Consider the following 16486-nt stretch of genomic DNA (forward strand, 5'->3'; position numbering starts at 1 on the left):
TAAATACGATTCACAAATAAATTATCCCCACTTATGATTGAATTGCAGCCAGGAAAATATCGTCGCAGCATTGTCCGCCTTTGGAAATATGCAGCAATTGGCCTGGGTCTTTTTTTATTTTACATTTTCTCCGTCAGCGTAAATTTATTATGGCTTTTCGGTGGAATGCCAGACCTTAAAACGCTCGAAAATCCTAAAAGTGAACTTGCTTCCGAACTGATTTCGGAAGACGGAAAATCTCTGGGAAAATATTTCTTTGAAAACCGCACGCCGATTGAATTTGACCAGATTTCACCCAATCTTATTGAAGCGCTGGTCGCGACAGAAGATGCCCGTTTTGTAAATCACTCGGGTATAGATCCAAGAAGTTTGGCGCGTGTATTTAAAGGTGTTGTTTCAGGAAATTCCAGTTCTGGTGGTGGTAGTACGCTTACGCAGCAGGTTGCCAAAAACCTTTTTGAGACCCGTTCTGAGAAGTATGAAGGTGTTCTCGGTAAAATTCCTTTGGTAAGAACAGTAATTGCAAAGACCAAAGAGTGGATTCTTTCTGTGGTTTTGGAAAGAAAATATACCAAAAGGGAAATCATGATGATGTACCTGAATACGGTATCTTTTGGAAATAATACTTATGGAATTAAAGTCGCCGCCAAAACTTATTTCGATAAAGATGCATGGGATCTTGACGTCCGTGAAGCTGCCCTTTTGGTTGGGATGCTTCAAAATCCAACCTTATATAATCCGCTAAGATTTCCTACCAATGCGCTGAACCGTAGAAATACAGTTTTGGCACAAATGGTAAAATACAATTACCTGTCGGTAGAAAAATTTGTGACTTTGAAAGATAAGTCGCTGGGGATGAAATTCACTGTTGATGGACATAATACCGGTTTGGCTCCTTATTTCAGAGAATCCATGCGTGGATATATGAAAGCATGGGTAAAACAATTTAATGAAGAAAACGGAACCGATCTGGATTTATATACCAGCGGACTTAGGATCTATACCACCATTGATTCCCGGATGCAAAAGTATCAGGAAGAAGCACTGAATGAACATATGCGCACGCAGCAAAAACTTTTTGATGCGCACTGGGCGGACAGAAATCCTTGGGCAACTCCGGACGGAAAAGAGATACCTGGATTTATTGAAAAAGCAGTCCGTGCACTACCTTATTTCAATGTTTTGAAAAAAGAAGTAGGGGAAAAAGAAGCATGGAAAGTTATGCGCCGCAAGTACAAAATGAAAGTTTTTTCTTACGATGGAGAAAAGGAAGTGACTATGAGTCCGATCGATTCTCTGCGTTATTACAAAAGATTTTTGCATGCAGGCATGATGTCAATGGATCCGCGGAACGGACAGATCAAGGCATGGGTTGGCGGTGTTAATTTTAAATATTTCAAATACGATCACGTAAAACAGGGAGCTCGTCAGCCTGGTTCTACATTCAAGCCTTTCGTTTACGTTTCAGCTTTGGACAAAAACTTTTTGACACCATGTGACAGAATTATGGATGCACCCGTTCATTTTGGTCTGTCAGATGGCGTTCCGGGTGGCTGGACACCGCATAACTCCGGTAACAAATTTTCTTATCGCCCTCTGTCGCTTAGACAAGCCCTTGGGAAATCTGTAAACTCTGTAAGTGCCAATATTATTAAAATGGTTAAGCCCAATACTGTTGTAGAATATGCACACAAACTGGGTATCACAAGCAAATTAAATCCAAAACCATCCCTTTGTCTCGGTATCAGTTCGGTAACTGTTTTTGAAATGGTAAACGCTTATTGCGCTTTTGCAAATGGCGGACACAGAACAGAAGCGATGTCGATTTTAAGAATTGAAGATCGTAACGGAAATGTTTTACAACAGTTTTACCAAAAACAAAATCAGGAATTAAGTGAAAATATGGCATACAGTATGCTATATCTGATGCGTGGTGCGGTGGAGGATCCGGGTGGAACAGCCAGTCGTTTAAGAACTTATGGCGTAACCGAAGGGAATGAAATTGCAGCTAAAACAGGAACTTCCCAGAATTATTCTGACGGATGGTTTATGGGGATGACGCAACATCTGGTTTCAGGAATCTGGGTTGGCGGAGAAGATATGTCAATACATTTTAGAACGATGCAACTCGGACAAGGTGGTCACGTTGCGATGCCGGCATGGGGTTTGTATATGAAAAAAGTATATGACGATCCGACGCTGGTTCAATATAAAAAAGGGACATTCAACAAACCGGAAAATTTTGTTCTAAATTGTGGAAATGTTGCTTCTGACAGCACAGATACCTATATTCCGCCTTCACGCTCCGACGACGAAGGAGCTTTGTTTTAACTAATAACCAAGGAAACTTTATTTTATGATTGAATTGCAGCCAGGGAAATACCGACGCAGCATTATTCGCGTCTGGTTGTTTACAGCATTGGGCCTGGGGCTATTTATACTTTACATTGTTGCCGTAAGTTTTAATTTTTTATGGCTATTCGGCGGAATGCCGGATCTTGTTACCCTTGAAAATCCAAAAAGTGAGCTTGCTTCTGAATTAATTTCCCAGGATGGAAAATCTCTGGGCAAATATTTCTTTGAAAATCGTACGCCAGTAGAATTTGAACAGGTTTCAAAAAATGTTACCGATGCATTGGTGGCAACAGAAGATGCCCGTTTCCTGAATCATTCCGGTATTGATCCGAGAAGTATGCTGCGGGTTGCCAAAGGTGTTTTGCTGGGAAATCCAAGTTCGGGTGGAGGAAGTACTTTGACACAACAGGTCGCGAAAAATCTTTTTGAAACACGTTCTGAAAAGTTTGAAGGCCTGCTTGGTAAAATTCCGTTCGTCAGAACCGTTATTGCCAAAACCAAAGAATGGATTTTGTCGGTGACTTTGGAAAGGAAGTATACAAAGCGGGAAATCATGATGATGTACCTGAATACGGTTTCGTTTGGTAATAATACATTTGGTATAAAAGTCGCCTCTAAAACATATTTTGATAAAGAACCGTCCGATCTGGAAGTTAGTGAAGCGGCATTGCTGGTTGGAATGCTGCAAAATCCAACTTTGTACAATCCACTCAGGTTTCCGGTAAATGCTACAAACCGCAGAAATACAGTTCTGGCTCAAATGGCAAAATATGATTATTTGCCGGAAGAGGAATTCGAAAGTTTAAAAGAAAAACCACTTGCATTAAGGTTTACGGTCGATGGACATAATACGGGTCCGGCGCCTTATTTCCGTGAATCCATGCGTGGATATATGCGTGCCTGGGTGAAACAATATAATGACGACAATGGTACTGATTATGATTTGTATACAAGCGGTTTACGAATTTACACTACCATCGATTCCCGTTTGCAGCAGTATCAGGAGGAGGCGCTGAATGAGCATATGAAAACCCAGCAGAAACTTTTTGATGCGCATTGGAAAGGCAGAAATCCCTGGGCAGATGAAGAGGGTAAAGAAATACCAGGATTCATTGAAAAGGCAGTCAGAGCATTACCTTATTTCAAAGTTTTGAAAGCCGAAATTGGGGAAGACGAAGCCTGGAAAGTGATGCAAAGACCTTATAAAATGAAGGTTTTTTCTTATGATGGAGAAAAAGAAGTGACAATGAGTCCGATGGATTCCATTCGTTATTATAAAAGATTTTTACACGCCGGAATGATGTCGATGGATCCAAGAAGCGGAGAAATCAAGGCCTGGGTTGGTGGTGTGAATTTCAAATATTTTAAATATGATCACGTAAAACAGGGTACTCGTCAGCCAGGCTCGACTTTTAAACCTTTTGTATATGTCGCCGCATTGGACAAAAACTTTCTGACGCCTTGTGACAAAATTGTTGATGCGCCTATTCCGGAAAATGAATACAATCCGCAAAATTCAAATGGGAAGTATACGAATCAGTCATTAACACTCAGACAGGCATTAGGGCAATCTGTCAATTCTGTCAGTGCTGCCATTATTCAAATGGAGAAACCAGAAACGGTGGTTGAATATGCACATAAGTTGGGAATTACCAGTAAACTGGATCCGTATCCCGCCCTTGCACTTGGCGTAAGTTCTGTTTCCGTTTTTGAAATGGTGAATGCTTATTGTGCTTTTGCCAACGGCGGATACCGCTCAGAAGCGATGACAATTTTAAGAATTGAAGATCGTAACGGAAATGTTTTACAGGAATTTCACCAAAAACAAAACCAGGAATTGCAGGCCTCCATTGCGTATGACATGCTGTATTTGATGCGCGGTGCTGTTGAAGATAAAGGCGGAACTGCCGGTCGTCTGCATTCTTATGGGGTAACAAGCGGAAATGAAATTGCGGCAAAAACCGGAACAACGAACAATCATTCGGATAGCTGGTTTATGGGCATGACCCAAAATCTGGTTTCAGGGATTTGGGTTGGGGGAGAAGATATGCAAATACATTTCCGGACCATAGAGCTAGGACAAGGCGGACGCGCAGCCATGCCGGCCTGGGGTTTATACATGAAAAAAGTCTACGACGACCAAACCCTGATCCAATACAGAAGAGGTCCGTTCATAAAACCGGAAAACTTTGTCCTGGATTGTGGAAACGTCGCATCTGATAGTACAGATACCTACATACCGCCATCAACAACAGACGACGAAGGAACTTCATTCTAAAAATATAGTAAACAAAATCCCAAAAAATCTTTAACTAATAAGTGGTGGAAAAACCCATTCACTCATTCTATCATTCACCCATTCAAAATTAATCCCCGTGTACATTCTGGTTGCACCTGACAAATTTCGTGATTCTCTGGAAGCATCAGAGGTTTGTCAGTCTGTTGCAGAAGGAATACGATTGGCCTTTGCGGATGCCGAAGTTATTTCAGTTCCCTTAGCCGACGGCGGCGAAGGGACAACCAGGATTTTGACAGAACAATCGAAAGGGAAATTTGTAACGGCGGTTGTTCATGATCCTTTGGGAAGATTTATTGAAGCTGAATACGGATTATCTGGGGATGGGAATACTGCCTACATTGAAATGGCTGCGGCTTCCGGATTAAATCTTTTAAAACCGGAAGAAAGAAATCCACTTTTGACAAATACTTATGGAACAGGAGAATTAATTTTACACGCCATTAATTCAGGAGTTAAAAAAATAATTCTTGGAATAGGCGGAAGTGCTACCACGGAAGCAGGAATTGGTATGGCAGCTGCGCTCGGCTATAAATTTCTGGATGAAAATGGGGTGGAAATGCTTGTTAATGGAGAAAATCTTTCTTCAATTAAATCCGTCAAAACAGAAAATGTCAATTCTATTTTAAAATCTGTTGAATTTATAGTGGCGTGTGATGTTACAAATCCGCTTTACGGAGAATCTGGTGCAGCTTATGTTTATGGTCCGCAAAAGGGTGCTGATAAAAATATGGTTGTTCAGCTGGATAATGGTTTGAAAAACATTGCCAAAGTAGCTACCCAAACTTTTGGCTCCGATATCAGTAATAATCCTGGTGCCGGGGCAGCCGGCGGATTAGGAGCTGGTGCGCTTTGGTTTTTAAATGCTGAACTTCGGGAAGGTGTCAGTATTGTCATGGAGCAAACCAATATCGCTGAACATGTTCAAAAAGCTGATCTGGTGATTACCGGAGAAGGAAAAGTAGATGAGCAGACGTTGCAGGGAAAAGTAGTAAAAGGGCTGGCAAATCTTTGTCAGGAAAATAATGTTCCGCTGGCTGTTGTTTGCGGTACGCTTGTGATAACACCAGAAGAGGCTCAAAATGCGGGAATAACTTACGCAGTTTCTGTTTTAAATCGTCCTATGAATTTACAGCAAGCCGAGACGGAAGCTTATTCACTTGTGCGTGACGCAACTTTTCATTTGGTACGGTTGTTTTTCAATAAGAGCCGGAATTAATTTCTTAATTCGCTCTGAATAATAGTAAACTTCGCATTCGCTTAAAAAGTCCATAATACATGCCCGAATTTAATTACAAAGAGGAGCTTTCTAAAATTCCTTTTGATCCTGGTGTTTATCGTTATTTCGACGATACCGGGGAGGTAATTTATGTTGGTAAAGCAAAAAGTCTGAGAAACAGGGTTTCAAGTTATTTCTTAAAATCAAATCAGCACGACAGAAAAACGAAACGGCTTGTAAGTCAGATTCGACGGATTGAGTATACCATCGTGCATACGGAATGGGATGCTTTATTGCTTGAAAATCAACTAATAAAGCAGTTTCAGCCTAAATTCAATATTCTTCTAAAAGACGATAAAACATATCCGTTCATTTGTATCACAGACGAGCGTTTTCCGCGAGTATATGTAACGCGCGAACTTGATAAAAAACGCGGGACTTTTTATGGCCCATTTGCGAATTTAAGGTCCATGCATACGCTGCTGGATATGTTCAAGGCACTTTATACGATACGTTCCTGCCATTTGCATTTATCGAAAGAAAACGTTGAAGCGGGGAAATTTAAAGTTTGTCTGGAATATCATATTGGCAATTGTAAAGGCCCGTGTGAGGGTTTGCAACCCGAATCGGACTACAATGTTGAGATTGAGCAGATACATCATATGCTTAAAGGAAATCTGACTTTGCCGCAGCAATATTTCAAGGAAAAAATGCTGGCGGCGGCGGAGCAAATGGCTTTTGAGCAGGCACATTCCTGGAAAACAAAAATCGAGCATTTGTCTAATTTTCAAAGTAAGGCAACGGTTATCAATCCAAAAATTGGTAATGTGGATGTGCTTACCATTGTTTCGGATGAGGAATCGGCCTATCTGAACTTCATGAAAATTACCGAAGGTTACATGATTGCCACGCAGACTTTCGAGGTTAAGAAAAAACTTGACGAAAGTGATGAAGATTTGCTGGCCATGATGATCGTTGAAATGCGTGAAAAATATGGTACCGCTGCGAAGGAATTGATTACCAATCTGAAACCGGATCTGGAATTAAAACTTGAACTGGTAATCCCGCAAATTGGCGATAAGAAGAAATTGCTGGATATGTCCATGAAAAATGTGATGTATTTCCGCAGAGAAAAAGCCGAGCGAAGGGAAGTTGAAAATTCTGCCAGTTCTTCAAAAAAGGATCGTGTTTTAATAAAACTGAAAACGGATCTTCAATTGAAAACATTACCAAGACATATAGAGTGTTTTGATAACTCAAACATTCAGGGGACAAACCCGGTTGCTTCCATGGTTTGTTTTAAAGAAGGGAAAGCGTCTAAAAAAGATTATCGCCATTTTAATATAAAAACCGTGGTTGGTCCAAATGATTTTGCGTCCATGAATGAAATCGTTGGCCGCAGGTATTTGAGATTAATAGCTGAAAACGAGCCGCTGCCGGATCTGATCATTGTCGATGGTGGAAAAGGTCAGTTAAGTTCTGCTTGTGATGCGTTGAAAAGTCTGGGAATTTACGGTCAGGTTCCGATTGTAGGCATTGCCAAACGACTGGAAGAAATTTATTTTCCGGAAGATTCTCTGCCACTTTATATTGATAAAAGATCAGAATCATTAAAACTTATTCAGCAAATCCGGGATGAAGCGCACAGATTCGCCATCACTTTCCACCGCGACAAGCGAAGTAAGGGCAGTCTGGTGAGTGAACTTGATGGTGTAGTTGGTGTTGGAAAAGTAACGGCTACGAAATTGTTAAAACATTTTGGTTCGATACGGGCAATCCGTGAAAGTTCCCTTGAAACCTTAACAACCTTAATTGGATTGGATAGAGCGACAAAAGTGAGAGCCTATTTCGATACCATGGCGCATCAGTAAATCATTTCCCTTTCAAAGGATATGTTTCCAGTTTTGAAAAAGAATAACCTTGCTTTTTCAGAACTGGAATTATTTTTTCCAGGGATTCGTAAGTATTCCATTCCGGGTGATTGAAATGCATGATGATCAAAGCCCCAGGTTTTACGTTTGACAATACACTTTTTTCTATGACCGGAATTTTTGTAAATGGTACAGCATCGCCAGAAAGTACATCAAAACTGATAACCGTAACATCAAGTTGTCTTGCGATTTTGGCGCAAGCTTCATCAGTGTAAGCCGTTGCAGAACGATAAAACTTCGGACGTCTTCCGGTAATAAACTGAATTTTCCTTTCATTGGCTTCAATTTCATCAAAAGCATCAGGGACATCCGGCGTCCCTTTAATTCCATATTCACTTTCTCCATCCACAGAGCAGGGCTGATGATTCAGGCCGTGATTTTCGATTTCAAAAAGTGTGTCCTTACTCAATTCCAGAAAAGTATTATAGTTGGCATCAATCCATTTTCCGGTAACAAAGAGCGTTGCAGGGATTTTTTCTTTTCTCAAATAATTGATCAGTTCTGCGTCATATCCACTTCCTCTCGGACCGCCACAGGCATCGAATGTAAGCGCCAGAAGTTTTTTGTCTGTGACAATGTCTTCATCCACTCCTTTCACAAATTCTCCCCAACTACCCGGAACTACATGTACAAATTCTTTAAGCACCAGATCTTTTTGATTGTTATAAGATTGATCTTTATAAAGCTGACGGAGGAAATAATCATTTTTCAAATTGGCGGGTTGAGCCAGAATTAAATTTCCGGTTAAGAAAAGAAGAGTGAAAAGGATTAAAAGTTTCATTGAGATATTTTTCAGTATTGAAGAATTTTATTAATCTGATATTGAAATATTGCTCTGTTAAAGTTAAGAAATTCGACCAATTTCTTTTCCAACCACAAAACCGGTTGTCCAGGCATTCTGAAAATTAAAACCACCAGTAATTCCATCAACATCCAGTATTTCACCTGCGAAAAATAATCCTGGTACCTTTTTACTTTCCAATGTTTCCTGGTTAATGTCGGAAAGAGCGATACCGCCGCAGGTTACAAATTCTTCTTTATAGGTACTTTTTCCTCTTACATCAAACTGACTATTTGTCAAAAGTTCTGCCATCCGGTTGAGCACTTTATTGGTAGCATCCGACCAACGCAGATTCTCCGTGATTTCCGCTTTCTCGGTAAAAGCTTTCCACAATCTTATCGGTATTCCGAAACGGGCGTGCGAATTGATTTGCTGTTTGGGTGTATTTGTTTTTTCAGCAATCAAAAATTCCCTGACCTGCTGTTCATTCATTTCCGGCAGCCAGTTGATTTTAAATGTAAAATGATAATCCATCGCGGCCAGATCACGCGCTCCCCAGGCTGATAATTTCAAAATCGCCGGTCCGCTAAAACCCCAGTGTGTCAGCAAAACGGGTCCGCGCCATTCATGTTTTGTTCCTATTATTTTAACATAAGCATCCTGCACGGCAACGCCGGATAATGGTAACAAATATCCGTTTGGAACGTTAAATGTAAATAAGGATGGCAAAGGCTCAACAATGCAATGTTCATGTTCGCTGATCCAGTTAAACCCGCTCGTTTTTGGATGTCCGCCGGTTGCAATTAAAAGTTTGTCCGCCTTTATTGCTTCTTCTGTATCGAGTTGAATAGAAAATTTGGGCACATTTTCCATATCGGTCCAGGCAAAAGATTTAACGCCGGTACTCGTTTTTATTTCAATATTTAAAACTTTTGCAGCACGTAAAAGACAATCAATAATTGTTTGGGAAGAATCGGTAACCGGAAACATTCTGCCATCGGTCTCTGTTTTTAATTTTACTCCCCGGTTTTCAAACCAGTTAACTGTATCCTGCGCGTCAAAACGAGAGAAAAGTTTTCGCAGAAATTTTTCGCCCCTCGGGTAGTTTTTGATAAAAAAACGGAGATCGGAAGGCTGGTGCGTGACATTACATCTGCCGCCTCCGGAAACGCGGACTTTATTTAATACTGATTTATTTTTTTCTAAGATAATAATCCGAGCATCAAGATAAGTTTCGGCGGCTGTTATTGCTGCCATAAATCCCGAAGCACCGCCTCCGATAATCACAATCTGCATAGTACCAATTGATGTAAAACTTACAAAAATGACGACTAAGTTTTATAAAACTGCAATTTCTTTCCCTATCTTTCATTAAATCTTTTGCAGAACAATACTGTCGGTATCAAGAATTATTGACAACTTATTTTCTGATCGAAATTCACACTTCATCTCTTAAATCATTATGAAAAACATTGTTGTCATAGGATTAGGAAAGGTTGGTTCGCTGGTTGCTACCTTGCTCAGCAAGCGATTTCAGGTAACAGGCATCGACAAAACAAAACCACCGGTTGAAATTCCTTTTTTATTTAAATCCGGAGATATTTCTGAAAATGCATTTTTAGATGAAATTCTGACAGGGGCTGATGCCGTGGTTTCCTGCATGCCTTACAATTTGAACCTGCCGATAGCCATCATGGCTTATCAAAAAGGAATTCATTATTTCGATTTAACGGAAGATGTCTACACCACTTCTGCTATTCGTGAATTAGCAAAGGACAGCAAAGGCGTAATGGTGCCGCAATGCGGGCTGGCTCCGGGTTTTATCGGAATTGTGGGAATGGATCTGGCGAAACGTTTTACCAAAATTCGCGATATAGAATTGCGGGTTGGGGCACTTCCCCGTTATCCAAATGGATTGATGGGTTATTCTTTTACCTGGTCGCCGGCTGGTGTTGTGAACGAATATATTAATGATGCCGAAGTAATTCATAATGGTATCAGGAAAATGGTGCCGTCCCTGGAAGGTATTGAAATGATCAATATTGAAGGGCAGGAATTTGAAGCGTTTAGTACTTCGGGCGGTTTGGGGACGATGTGCGAAACGTTTGAAGGAAAACTGGATACATTAAATTACAAAACCATACGCTATCCCGGACATTGCAGTCTGATGCGGTTTTTGCTTTATGAATTGATTTTAAAAGAAAAACGTGAACTGGTTGAACAAATTTTGACAGAAGCCAAACCGCCGGTTCAACAGGATGTTGTTTATGTTTATGCCGTTGTGGAAGGCTGGAAAGGCGAATTTCTGGAACGTGAAGAATTTTACCGTGCTTATCATCCAATCGAAATTGACGGACAGCATTGGCGTGCAATTTCCTGGACCACTGCTGCTTCCATTGCCTCGGTCGTTGAAATGGTAGCTGACGGAAGTTTGCCAAATAGCGGTTTTGTCAAACAGGAAGATATTTTGCTCGATGCTTTTATGAAGACGACTAATGGCAATTTGTTTTATTAATGCAGCCGTAAAAATGATTCTCGAACTTAGGTTCACTTTACATTGATTGAATAATACCATGATTGATATACAACAGATCCTTTATAAATTAAATATAAATCCAAATAATTCTGGCGTAAGCACTGGCCTGAAATCCTGGAATGGAAGTGGAGAAATTCTGGAATCTTATTCTCCGGTAGATGGAAAGCTTATTGCCAAAGTTCATTCTACAAGTCCGGAGGATTTTGAGGAAGTTGTAGAATCTGCAAGTCAGGCTTTTAAAATTTGGAGATTAGTACCTGCTCCCAAAAGAGGAGAAATTGTTCGACAGATTGGCGAGCAGTTAAGGACGAATAAACAGGAACTGGGAAAACTTGTGAGTTATGAAATGGGCAAAAGCTTGCAGGAAGGACTGGGAGAGGTGCAGGAAATGATTGATATCTGTGACTTTGCAGTTGGACTTTCCCGCCAGTTATACGGTTTGAGCATGCACAGTGAAAGATCACAGCACCGGATGTATGAGCAATGGCAACCTTTAGGAATTGTGGGGATTATTTCAGCATTTAATTTTCCTGTAGCAGTTTGGTCCTGGAACGCGATGCTGGCCTGGGTTTGTGGTGATGTTTGTATTTGGAAACCTTCTGAAAAAACACCGCTCACGGCGCTGGCTTGCCAGAATATTATTCAGGTCGTTCTGAAAAATAATCAGCTTCCAGAGGGTATTTCTTGTATCGTTACAGGCGGAAGAGCAGTAGGAGAATTTCTTGCGGATGATAGCAGAATTGCCTTGGTTTCTGCAACAGGAAGTACAAGAATGGGGAAAGCCGTTGGTGAAGCAGTGGCAAGAAGACTGGGGAAAAGTTTGCTTGAACTTGGAGGAAATAATGCGATCATTGTCACTCCTTCCGCAGATTTAAATGTTGCGATTCCCGGAATTGTTTTTGGCGCGGTCGGTACGGCAGGGCAGCGTTGCACATCTACAAGAAGATTAATTATCCAGGCCTCCATTTATGAAGAAGTCAAAAAACGGTTGATTAAAGCGTATGCACAACTTCGAATTGGAAATCCTTTGGATGAAAATAATCATGTAGGCCCGTTAATTGATAAAGTCGCAGTTGATCATTATGAAGATGCAATTGAAAAAATCCGAAAAGAAGGCGGTCATTTTATTATTGATCCCAAAGTTCTGAAAGGAGAGAAATATGATTCAGGATGTTACGTCGCACCATGTGTTGCAGAAGTTGAAAATGATTTTTCTATCGTCCAGACCGAGACTTTTGCGCCTATTTTGTATCTAATAAAATATGATAGTCTTGATGAAGCGATAGACTTGCAGAATTCCGTTCCACAGGGACTTTCGTCATCTATTTTTACATTGAACATTCGTGAGTCTGAGCAATTTTTATCTCAGTCGGGTTCAGATTGTGGAATCGCCAATGTTAACATCGGTACTTCCGGAGCGGAGATCGGTGGAGCCTTTGGCGGAGAAAAGGAAACGGGCGGTGGCCGTGAATCCGGATCAGATGCCTGGAAAGCATATATGAGACGGCAAACGTCAACAATAAATTACAGTACGACGCTTCCTTTGGCTCAGGGAATAAAATTTGAGATCGAATAATTATTATTTTCTAACTTTGCAGCTTGATGGCAACAAAAATTTCCCTGCCAAAATACACTATCCATATGAAATACAAACTGACATCCCAACAAATTGCATCACATGTTGGAGAAGAAATCGTGATTCTTAATCATAACAAAGGAGCTTACTACGGGTTGGATGAAGTGGGAGCGTTGGTTTGGAATAATCTTGAAGGAGAACCAAAAACCTTGGAAGCACTTTGCGAGGCGGTAACTGATGAATATGATATTGACGCAGAAACTTGTCGGGGAGATATTGAATTACTTCTGGAAGATCTTATTTCTGAAAAGCTGGTTGAGATAACTGAATAAATGAAGTTGAAGAATATGTCAGACTATGTATTAAAATGGGTTGATATTTCAGGCAGCGCTAAAATTAAATTGGTGCAGGCAGGATGTACCCTGATTTTAATAAAAATAGGTCTGGCTATTTTGCCATTCTCTACTTTTCGAAAAGTATTCCATTGGATGTCAAAGTCAGATGCTAAACCGGATCTGAATTCAAAGGAAATTTCAGAGGTCGTATGGGCTGTCAATACCGCTGCCAATATTATTCCGTTGGAATTGCTTTGTTTACCGAGGGCCTTGGCAGCTAAATATTTATTGAGAAAAGTCCCGTCTTTAAGTCTTGAAATTGGTGTTGAAGTTAACCATGCCAAACCATTTGAAGCACATGCATGGATACAAAAAGGGGACGAAATAATTATTGGAGACTGGTCAAATTCCGTCTCCTATCAACGTTTATGGGTTTGGGAATAATTTACAATCACACACATGTTTTTTTATAAAGCCTACGGATTAACCATATTCTCGGAAATTGAATTACCTGAACTAAGCATTGCGGAGCCTTTAAGTTCCTGGGATTTACATATAAAATACGGAGCAATAACCTTTCCTAAATTAAAGAAGACCTCTATATACAGAAGGGGTATTCGTGCACTCTTCGGAAAAAATAAAGATAATCTGGTTCTCCATTGGGAAGAAGTAGCAACTTTTGAAGCTATTGGAGGTAAAGAACTTGTGGTTTCTCCTTGGACAGATGACAAAAATCTAATCAGCTTATTTACTGTTAGTGAAGCACTTGGATTGATTTTATTTCAAAAGGGATATTTCTTATTGCATGCAAGTTCTGTCAAAGTTGGAGATGAGGCCTGGTGTTTTATGGGAAGCCCGGGTGCAGGTAAGTCAACCACGGCAGCAGCATTTATTAAAGCCGGCTGTCCTCTATTGAGTGATGATCTCACGGCCATAACATTTGATGCCAGTGGAAAACCTTATATAATTCCGGCCTATCCGCAACTAAAAATCTGGGAGAAAACCGTCAATGGATTGGATTACAATCAATCAGATTTACAGCCGGTTAGTGAGGGAATTAATAAGTTTTCATATAAACCTGATGGTGTTTTTGATTTAAATCCTGTTCAGTTAGGTGCAATCTATTTTATACATAAAGCAAAAAACCGGGTAGCACTAGAGGAATTAAGCACTTTTGCTATTCCTATGGAGATGCTGAAAAACTTTCCTCTGCCATTCAGTTTATTAACTGGTGAATCGATAAAGCAGCATTTTATTCAAAGTTTTAATTGTGCCAAATTTGCTAAAATATGGCGTAAGAGACGTCCGGATGGGTTTGAATTATTGGAAAAGTGGGTGCAGGAAAGTATTTCCTTAAATACAGCGGTACCTCATGATATCTCTTGATCAAGTTTCGTCTCAACTTTTATTTTTGATTAAGGCCAGCCTGAAAGGTGAGGTTGAAACAACAGGTTCTGGCAAATCCGGTGAATCAGTTGATTGGGGAAAACTTGTTGAACTGTCTCACTGGCATCAGGTGACTTGTTTGTTGTACGATCATTTGAGCTCAACTGACAATAAACAAATTTCTACGGGAGTTCTTGAAAAGTTAAAAGAACAAGGCACAAGCCAGGCTGTTTTTAATATGATTTTTCTTAAAAAATCGAATGAGTTAAACGCAGCGTTATCAACTGAAGGTGTGGAGGCTTTTTTAATGAAAGGTGCCTTGTGGGCCTGGATGCTTTATGAAAATCCCGGACTGCGTGAATTTGGTGATATTGATTTTTTCTTAAAGAAAGAACAAATACATGAAGGACTGGCTGTAATGGCCAAATACGGATTTGAGCCCGATAACTACCGGAAATATTTATTGGAAAACGACAAAGTCGCCAAATTATATTTTAACACAGATTATCAGTTACCTTTGACTCCCGTAACAACTAATATGTTGCAGTCTCTGGAAGTGCAATGGAATACCACTTATCCAAGATATCACTATTCTTTCAGCTGGGAAGAACTTTCCGAACAGCGAATTTCATTCGAAATTGCGGGCAGCTCTTTATCTGTGCCACGCATAGAAAATCAGCTCTTGATGATGATTATACATCATGCTGGCGTTGAACAGTGGGATAAATTGAAATTTGTCGCAGATCTGGTAAGGTTACTAAGAAAGTATGGTCAGCAACTGGATTGGAATTACGTCATCCTGAAAACGAAACAAAAGGGCTTTTATAAATTGCTGCTGGAATCACTTGGACTTATTTATTTCCTGAGCGGAGAAAATTTTCTGAGGTTCTGTGGTGAAAATCTTGAAAAAAAGTATCCTTCTCAAAAATTTTTAGAAAAGGTTTTGACGCATTGGGAGAACAAAAGGGAAAAACCAGTCACTAAATCCTGGCAGATCTTTTACTTCAACATGATATATAGAGACAGGCTAAGCGACAAACTTGCAATTTTGTTCAGCCACTTAGCCTATCTTTTGGAATGGAGATTAATTATTCCGAAAGCACGTTGGTATCGAAGACTTCCTAAACCAACTTCAAATTAATTGTTCCTGTAATCGTATTTCCCGGCGCAAGAATATTTAATCCTTCTCCATTATTAAATGAATTGACATTAGCCGTTAATGGCTCGATCGCTATGCAATCCCGTGCGGGCGGTGTGTATACTACCAGATAATTAAATTTCCCTTCACCAACTTCCTGTTCGATCTGCAAAGTCACATGTTGTCTTTCAGAAATCAATTCAGTTACGGCTTTATTTTCTTTACTATTGACAATAAAAGCATTGTCCAGCGCTTTTTTAAAGAGAGGCATAGCACCTTCTTCAATTAGGAATGGAGCAGTATCGATAGGACTCATACGATTATCAAAAACCACAATGGTATCCGAGGGAATATTTATTTTCCATGCATCCACATCTTCATGTCCCAACACGAAATAGGGGTGCCAGCCAAACATAACCGGACAAGGCTCAGAACCTACATTTTTTGCTTCATAGGTTAGTGAAAATACACCTGAGGCGTTCAATATATACTTCACTGAAAAATCAACCGAAAAAGGATAACCTTCTTTTTCTCTCAGATTATAAGACAATTTGATATAAGCATGATCAGATTCGACAACTTGTTCTTCGAGTTTGAAAGCATGTTTACGAACTAACCCATGAATGGCATTTTCATTGTCATTTTGAGCAAGCTGGTAATCTTTTCCAAGAAAGTGATATTTCCCGTCCGGAATACGGCTGGCAAAAGGGAAAAGCAATTCTCCCGCACTTTTTGTGTCTTCTATTAGTTCACTCGGAGTTCCCGGCGTTTTCAGCAAAGAAAATAAGGTATTGTCTTTTCTCAATGATAACTGTCTGGCAATTCCACCCAGTTCAGGAAGGATTGTACAGCGATTATTGGTAGCAGTTTCCTGAATTACATATTCGGTCAGCTCACCATATTGCTCTTTAAATATTTCGAATGACATAAAAG

13 protein-coding genes are annotated in these 16486 nt (G+C 40.2%); 10 read left to right on the forward strand and 3 right to left on the reverse strand.

Features of this window, described 5'->3' with window-relative positions; genetic code table 11:
- Window positions 1-33 precede the first annotated feature (33 nt).
- From IEE83_RS04540 to uvrC, 4 genes are all read left to right on the forward strand, one after another.
- Complete coding sequence (locus IEE83_RS04540; RefSeq protein ID WP_194119434.1) at window positions 34-2331, forward strand: transglycosylase domain-containing protein; 2298 nt, start codon at window positions 34-36, stop codon at window positions 2329-2331.
- A gap of 25 nt (window positions 2332-2356) precedes the next feature.
- Window positions 2357-4633 carry a penicillin-binding protein 1A gene (locus IEE83_RS04545; RefSeq protein WP_194119435.1) on the forward strand — a complete coding sequence of 759 codons (2277 nt, stop codon included), beginning with the start codon at window positions 2357-2359 and terminating at the stop codon, window positions 4631-4633.
- A 97-nt stretch (window positions 4634-4730) separates the two neighbouring features.
- Window positions 4731-5870, forward strand: a complete 1140-nt coding sequence (locus tag IEE83_RS04550; protein WP_194119436.1) for a glycerate kinase — start codon at window positions 4731-4733, stop codon at window positions 5868-5870.
- A 59-nt stretch (window positions 5871-5929) separates the two neighbouring features.
- Entirely contained in the window at window positions 5930-7741 is a 1812-nt protein-coding gene (uvrC, locus tag IEE83_RS04555) for an excinuclease ABC subunit UvrC (protein ID WP_194119437.1), read from the forward strand.
- Window position 7742: 1 nt separating this feature from the next.
- Here uvrC and IEE83_RS04560 read toward each other — a convergent pair whose 3' ends face one another.
- Complete coding sequence (locus IEE83_RS04560) at window positions 7743-8582, reverse strand: polysaccharide deacetylase family protein (protein WP_194119438.1); 840 nt, start codon at window positions 8580-8582, stop codon at window positions 7743-7745.
- Between the two features lie 63 nt (window positions 8583-8645).
- Window positions 8646-9878, reverse strand: a complete 1233-nt coding sequence (locus tag IEE83_RS04565; RefSeq protein ID WP_194119439.1) for a BaiN/RdsA family NAD(P)/FAD-dependent oxidoreductase — start codon at window positions 9876-9878, stop codon at window positions 8646-8648.
- 166 nt (window positions 9879-10044) lie between these two features.
- On the opposite strand from IEE83_RS04565, the gene IEE83_RS04570 reads away from it, so the two are divergent.
- The 6 genes from IEE83_RS04570 to IEE83_RS04595 all read left to right on the forward strand — a co-directional run bounded on the left by IEE83_RS04570 (window position 10045) and on the right by IEE83_RS04595 (window position 15556).
- Window positions 10045-11097 (forward strand): saccharopine dehydrogenase family protein, encoded by a 1053-nt coding sequence (locus tag IEE83_RS04570; protein WP_194119440.1) that lies wholly within the window; start codon window positions 10045-10047, stop codon window positions 11095-11097.
- 58 nt (window positions 11098-11155) lie between these two features.
- On the forward strand, window positions 11156-12694 hold the full coding sequence (gene amaB / locus IEE83_RS04575) for an L-piperidine-6-carboxylate dehydrogenase (protein ID WP_194119441.1): 1539 nt from the start codon (window positions 11156-11158) through the stop codon (window positions 12692-12694).
- A gap of 65 nt (window positions 12695-12759) precedes the next feature.
- Window positions 12760-13026, forward strand: coding sequence for a PqqD family protein (locus IEE83_RS04580; RefSeq protein ID WP_194119442.1), 267 nt, complete (start codon window positions 12760-12762; stop codon window positions 13024-13026).
- A 15-nt stretch (window positions 13027-13041) separates the two neighbouring features.
- Complete coding sequence (locus IEE83_RS04585) at window positions 13042-13473, forward strand: lasso peptide biosynthesis B2 protein (protein ID WP_194119443.1); 432 nt, start codon at window positions 13042-13044, stop codon at window positions 13471-13473.
- Window positions 13474-13488: 15 nt separating this feature from the next.
- A complete protein-coding gene (locus IEE83_RS04590) occupies window positions 13489-14415 on the forward strand; it encodes a serine kinase (RefSeq protein ID WP_194119444.1) in 927 nt (308 codons plus the stop codon).
- Window positions 14402-15556, forward strand: a complete 1155-nt coding sequence (locus IEE83_RS04595) for a nucleotidyltransferase domain-containing protein (protein WP_194119445.1) — start codon at window positions 14402-14404, stop codon at window positions 15554-15556. The genes IEE83_RS04590 and IEE83_RS04595 overlap by 14 nt, the downstream gene beginning before the upstream one ends.
- Here the strand turns inward: IEE83_RS04595 and IEE83_RS04600 are convergent.
- A complete protein-coding gene (locus IEE83_RS04600) occupies window positions 15537-16481 on the reverse strand; it encodes an aldose 1-epimerase (RefSeq protein WP_194119446.1) in 945 nt (314 codons plus the stop codon). The genes IEE83_RS04595 and IEE83_RS04600 overlap by 20 nt on opposite strands.
- Window positions 16482-16486 lie beyond the last annotated feature (5 nt).

It is taken from the genome of Dyadobacter subterraneus, assembly GCF_015221875.1.
Taxonomy (GTDB): Bacteria; Bacteroidota; Bacteroidia; order Cytophagales; family Spirosomataceae; genus Dyadobacter; species Dyadobacter subterraneus.

What these genes read in the sequence shown, in the direction of transcription:
- IEE83_RS04540 (WP_194119434.1), top strand. Translation starts at nt 34, where the DNA reads ATGATTGAATTGCAGCCAGGAAAATATCGTCGCAGCATTGTCCGCCTT.
- amaB (WP_194119441.1), top strand. Translation starts at nt 11,156, where the DNA reads ATGATTGATATACAACAGATCCTTTATAAATTAAATATAAATCCAAAT.
- IEE83_RS04580 (WP_194119442.1), top strand. Translation starts at nt 12,760, where the DNA reads ATGAAATACAAACTGACATCCCAACAAATTGCATCACATGTTGGAGAA.
- IEE83_RS04590 (WP_194119444.1), top strand. Translation starts at nt 13,489, where the DNA reads ATGTTTTTTTATAAAGCCTACGGATTAACCATATTCTCGGAAATTGAA.
- IEE83_RS04600 (WP_194119446.1), bottom strand. Translation starts at nt 16,481, where the DNA reads ATGTCATTCGAAATATTTAAAGAGCAATATGGTGAGCTGACCGAATAT.
- uvrC (WP_194119437.1), top strand. Translation starts at nt 5,930, where the DNA reads ATGCCCGAATTTAATTACAAAGAGGAGCTTTCTAAAATTCCTTTTGAT.
- IEE83_RS04560 (WP_194119438.1), bottom strand. Translation starts at nt 8,582, where the DNA reads ATGAAACTTTTAATCCTTTTCACTCTTCTTTTCTTAACCGGAAATTTA.
- IEE83_RS04595 (WP_194119445.1), top strand. Translation starts at nt 14,402, where the DNA reads ATGATATCTCTTGATCAAGTTTCGTCTCAACTTTTATTTTTGATTAAG.
- IEE83_RS04585 (WP_194119443.1), top strand. Translation starts at nt 13,042, where the DNA reads ATGTCAGACTATGTATTAAAATGGGTTGATATTTCAGGCAGCGCTAAA.
- IEE83_RS04565 (WP_194119439.1), bottom strand. Translation starts at nt 9,878, where the DNA reads ATGCAGATTGTGATTATCGGAGGCGGTGCTTCGGGATTTATGGCAGCA.
- IEE83_RS04570 (WP_194119440.1), top strand. Translation starts at nt 10,045, where the DNA reads ATGAAAAACATTGTTGTCATAGGATTAGGAAAGGTTGGTTCGCTGGTT.
- IEE83_RS04545 (WP_194119435.1), top strand. Translation starts at nt 2,357, where the DNA reads ATGATTGAATTGCAGCCAGGGAAATACCGACGCAGCATTATTCGCGTC.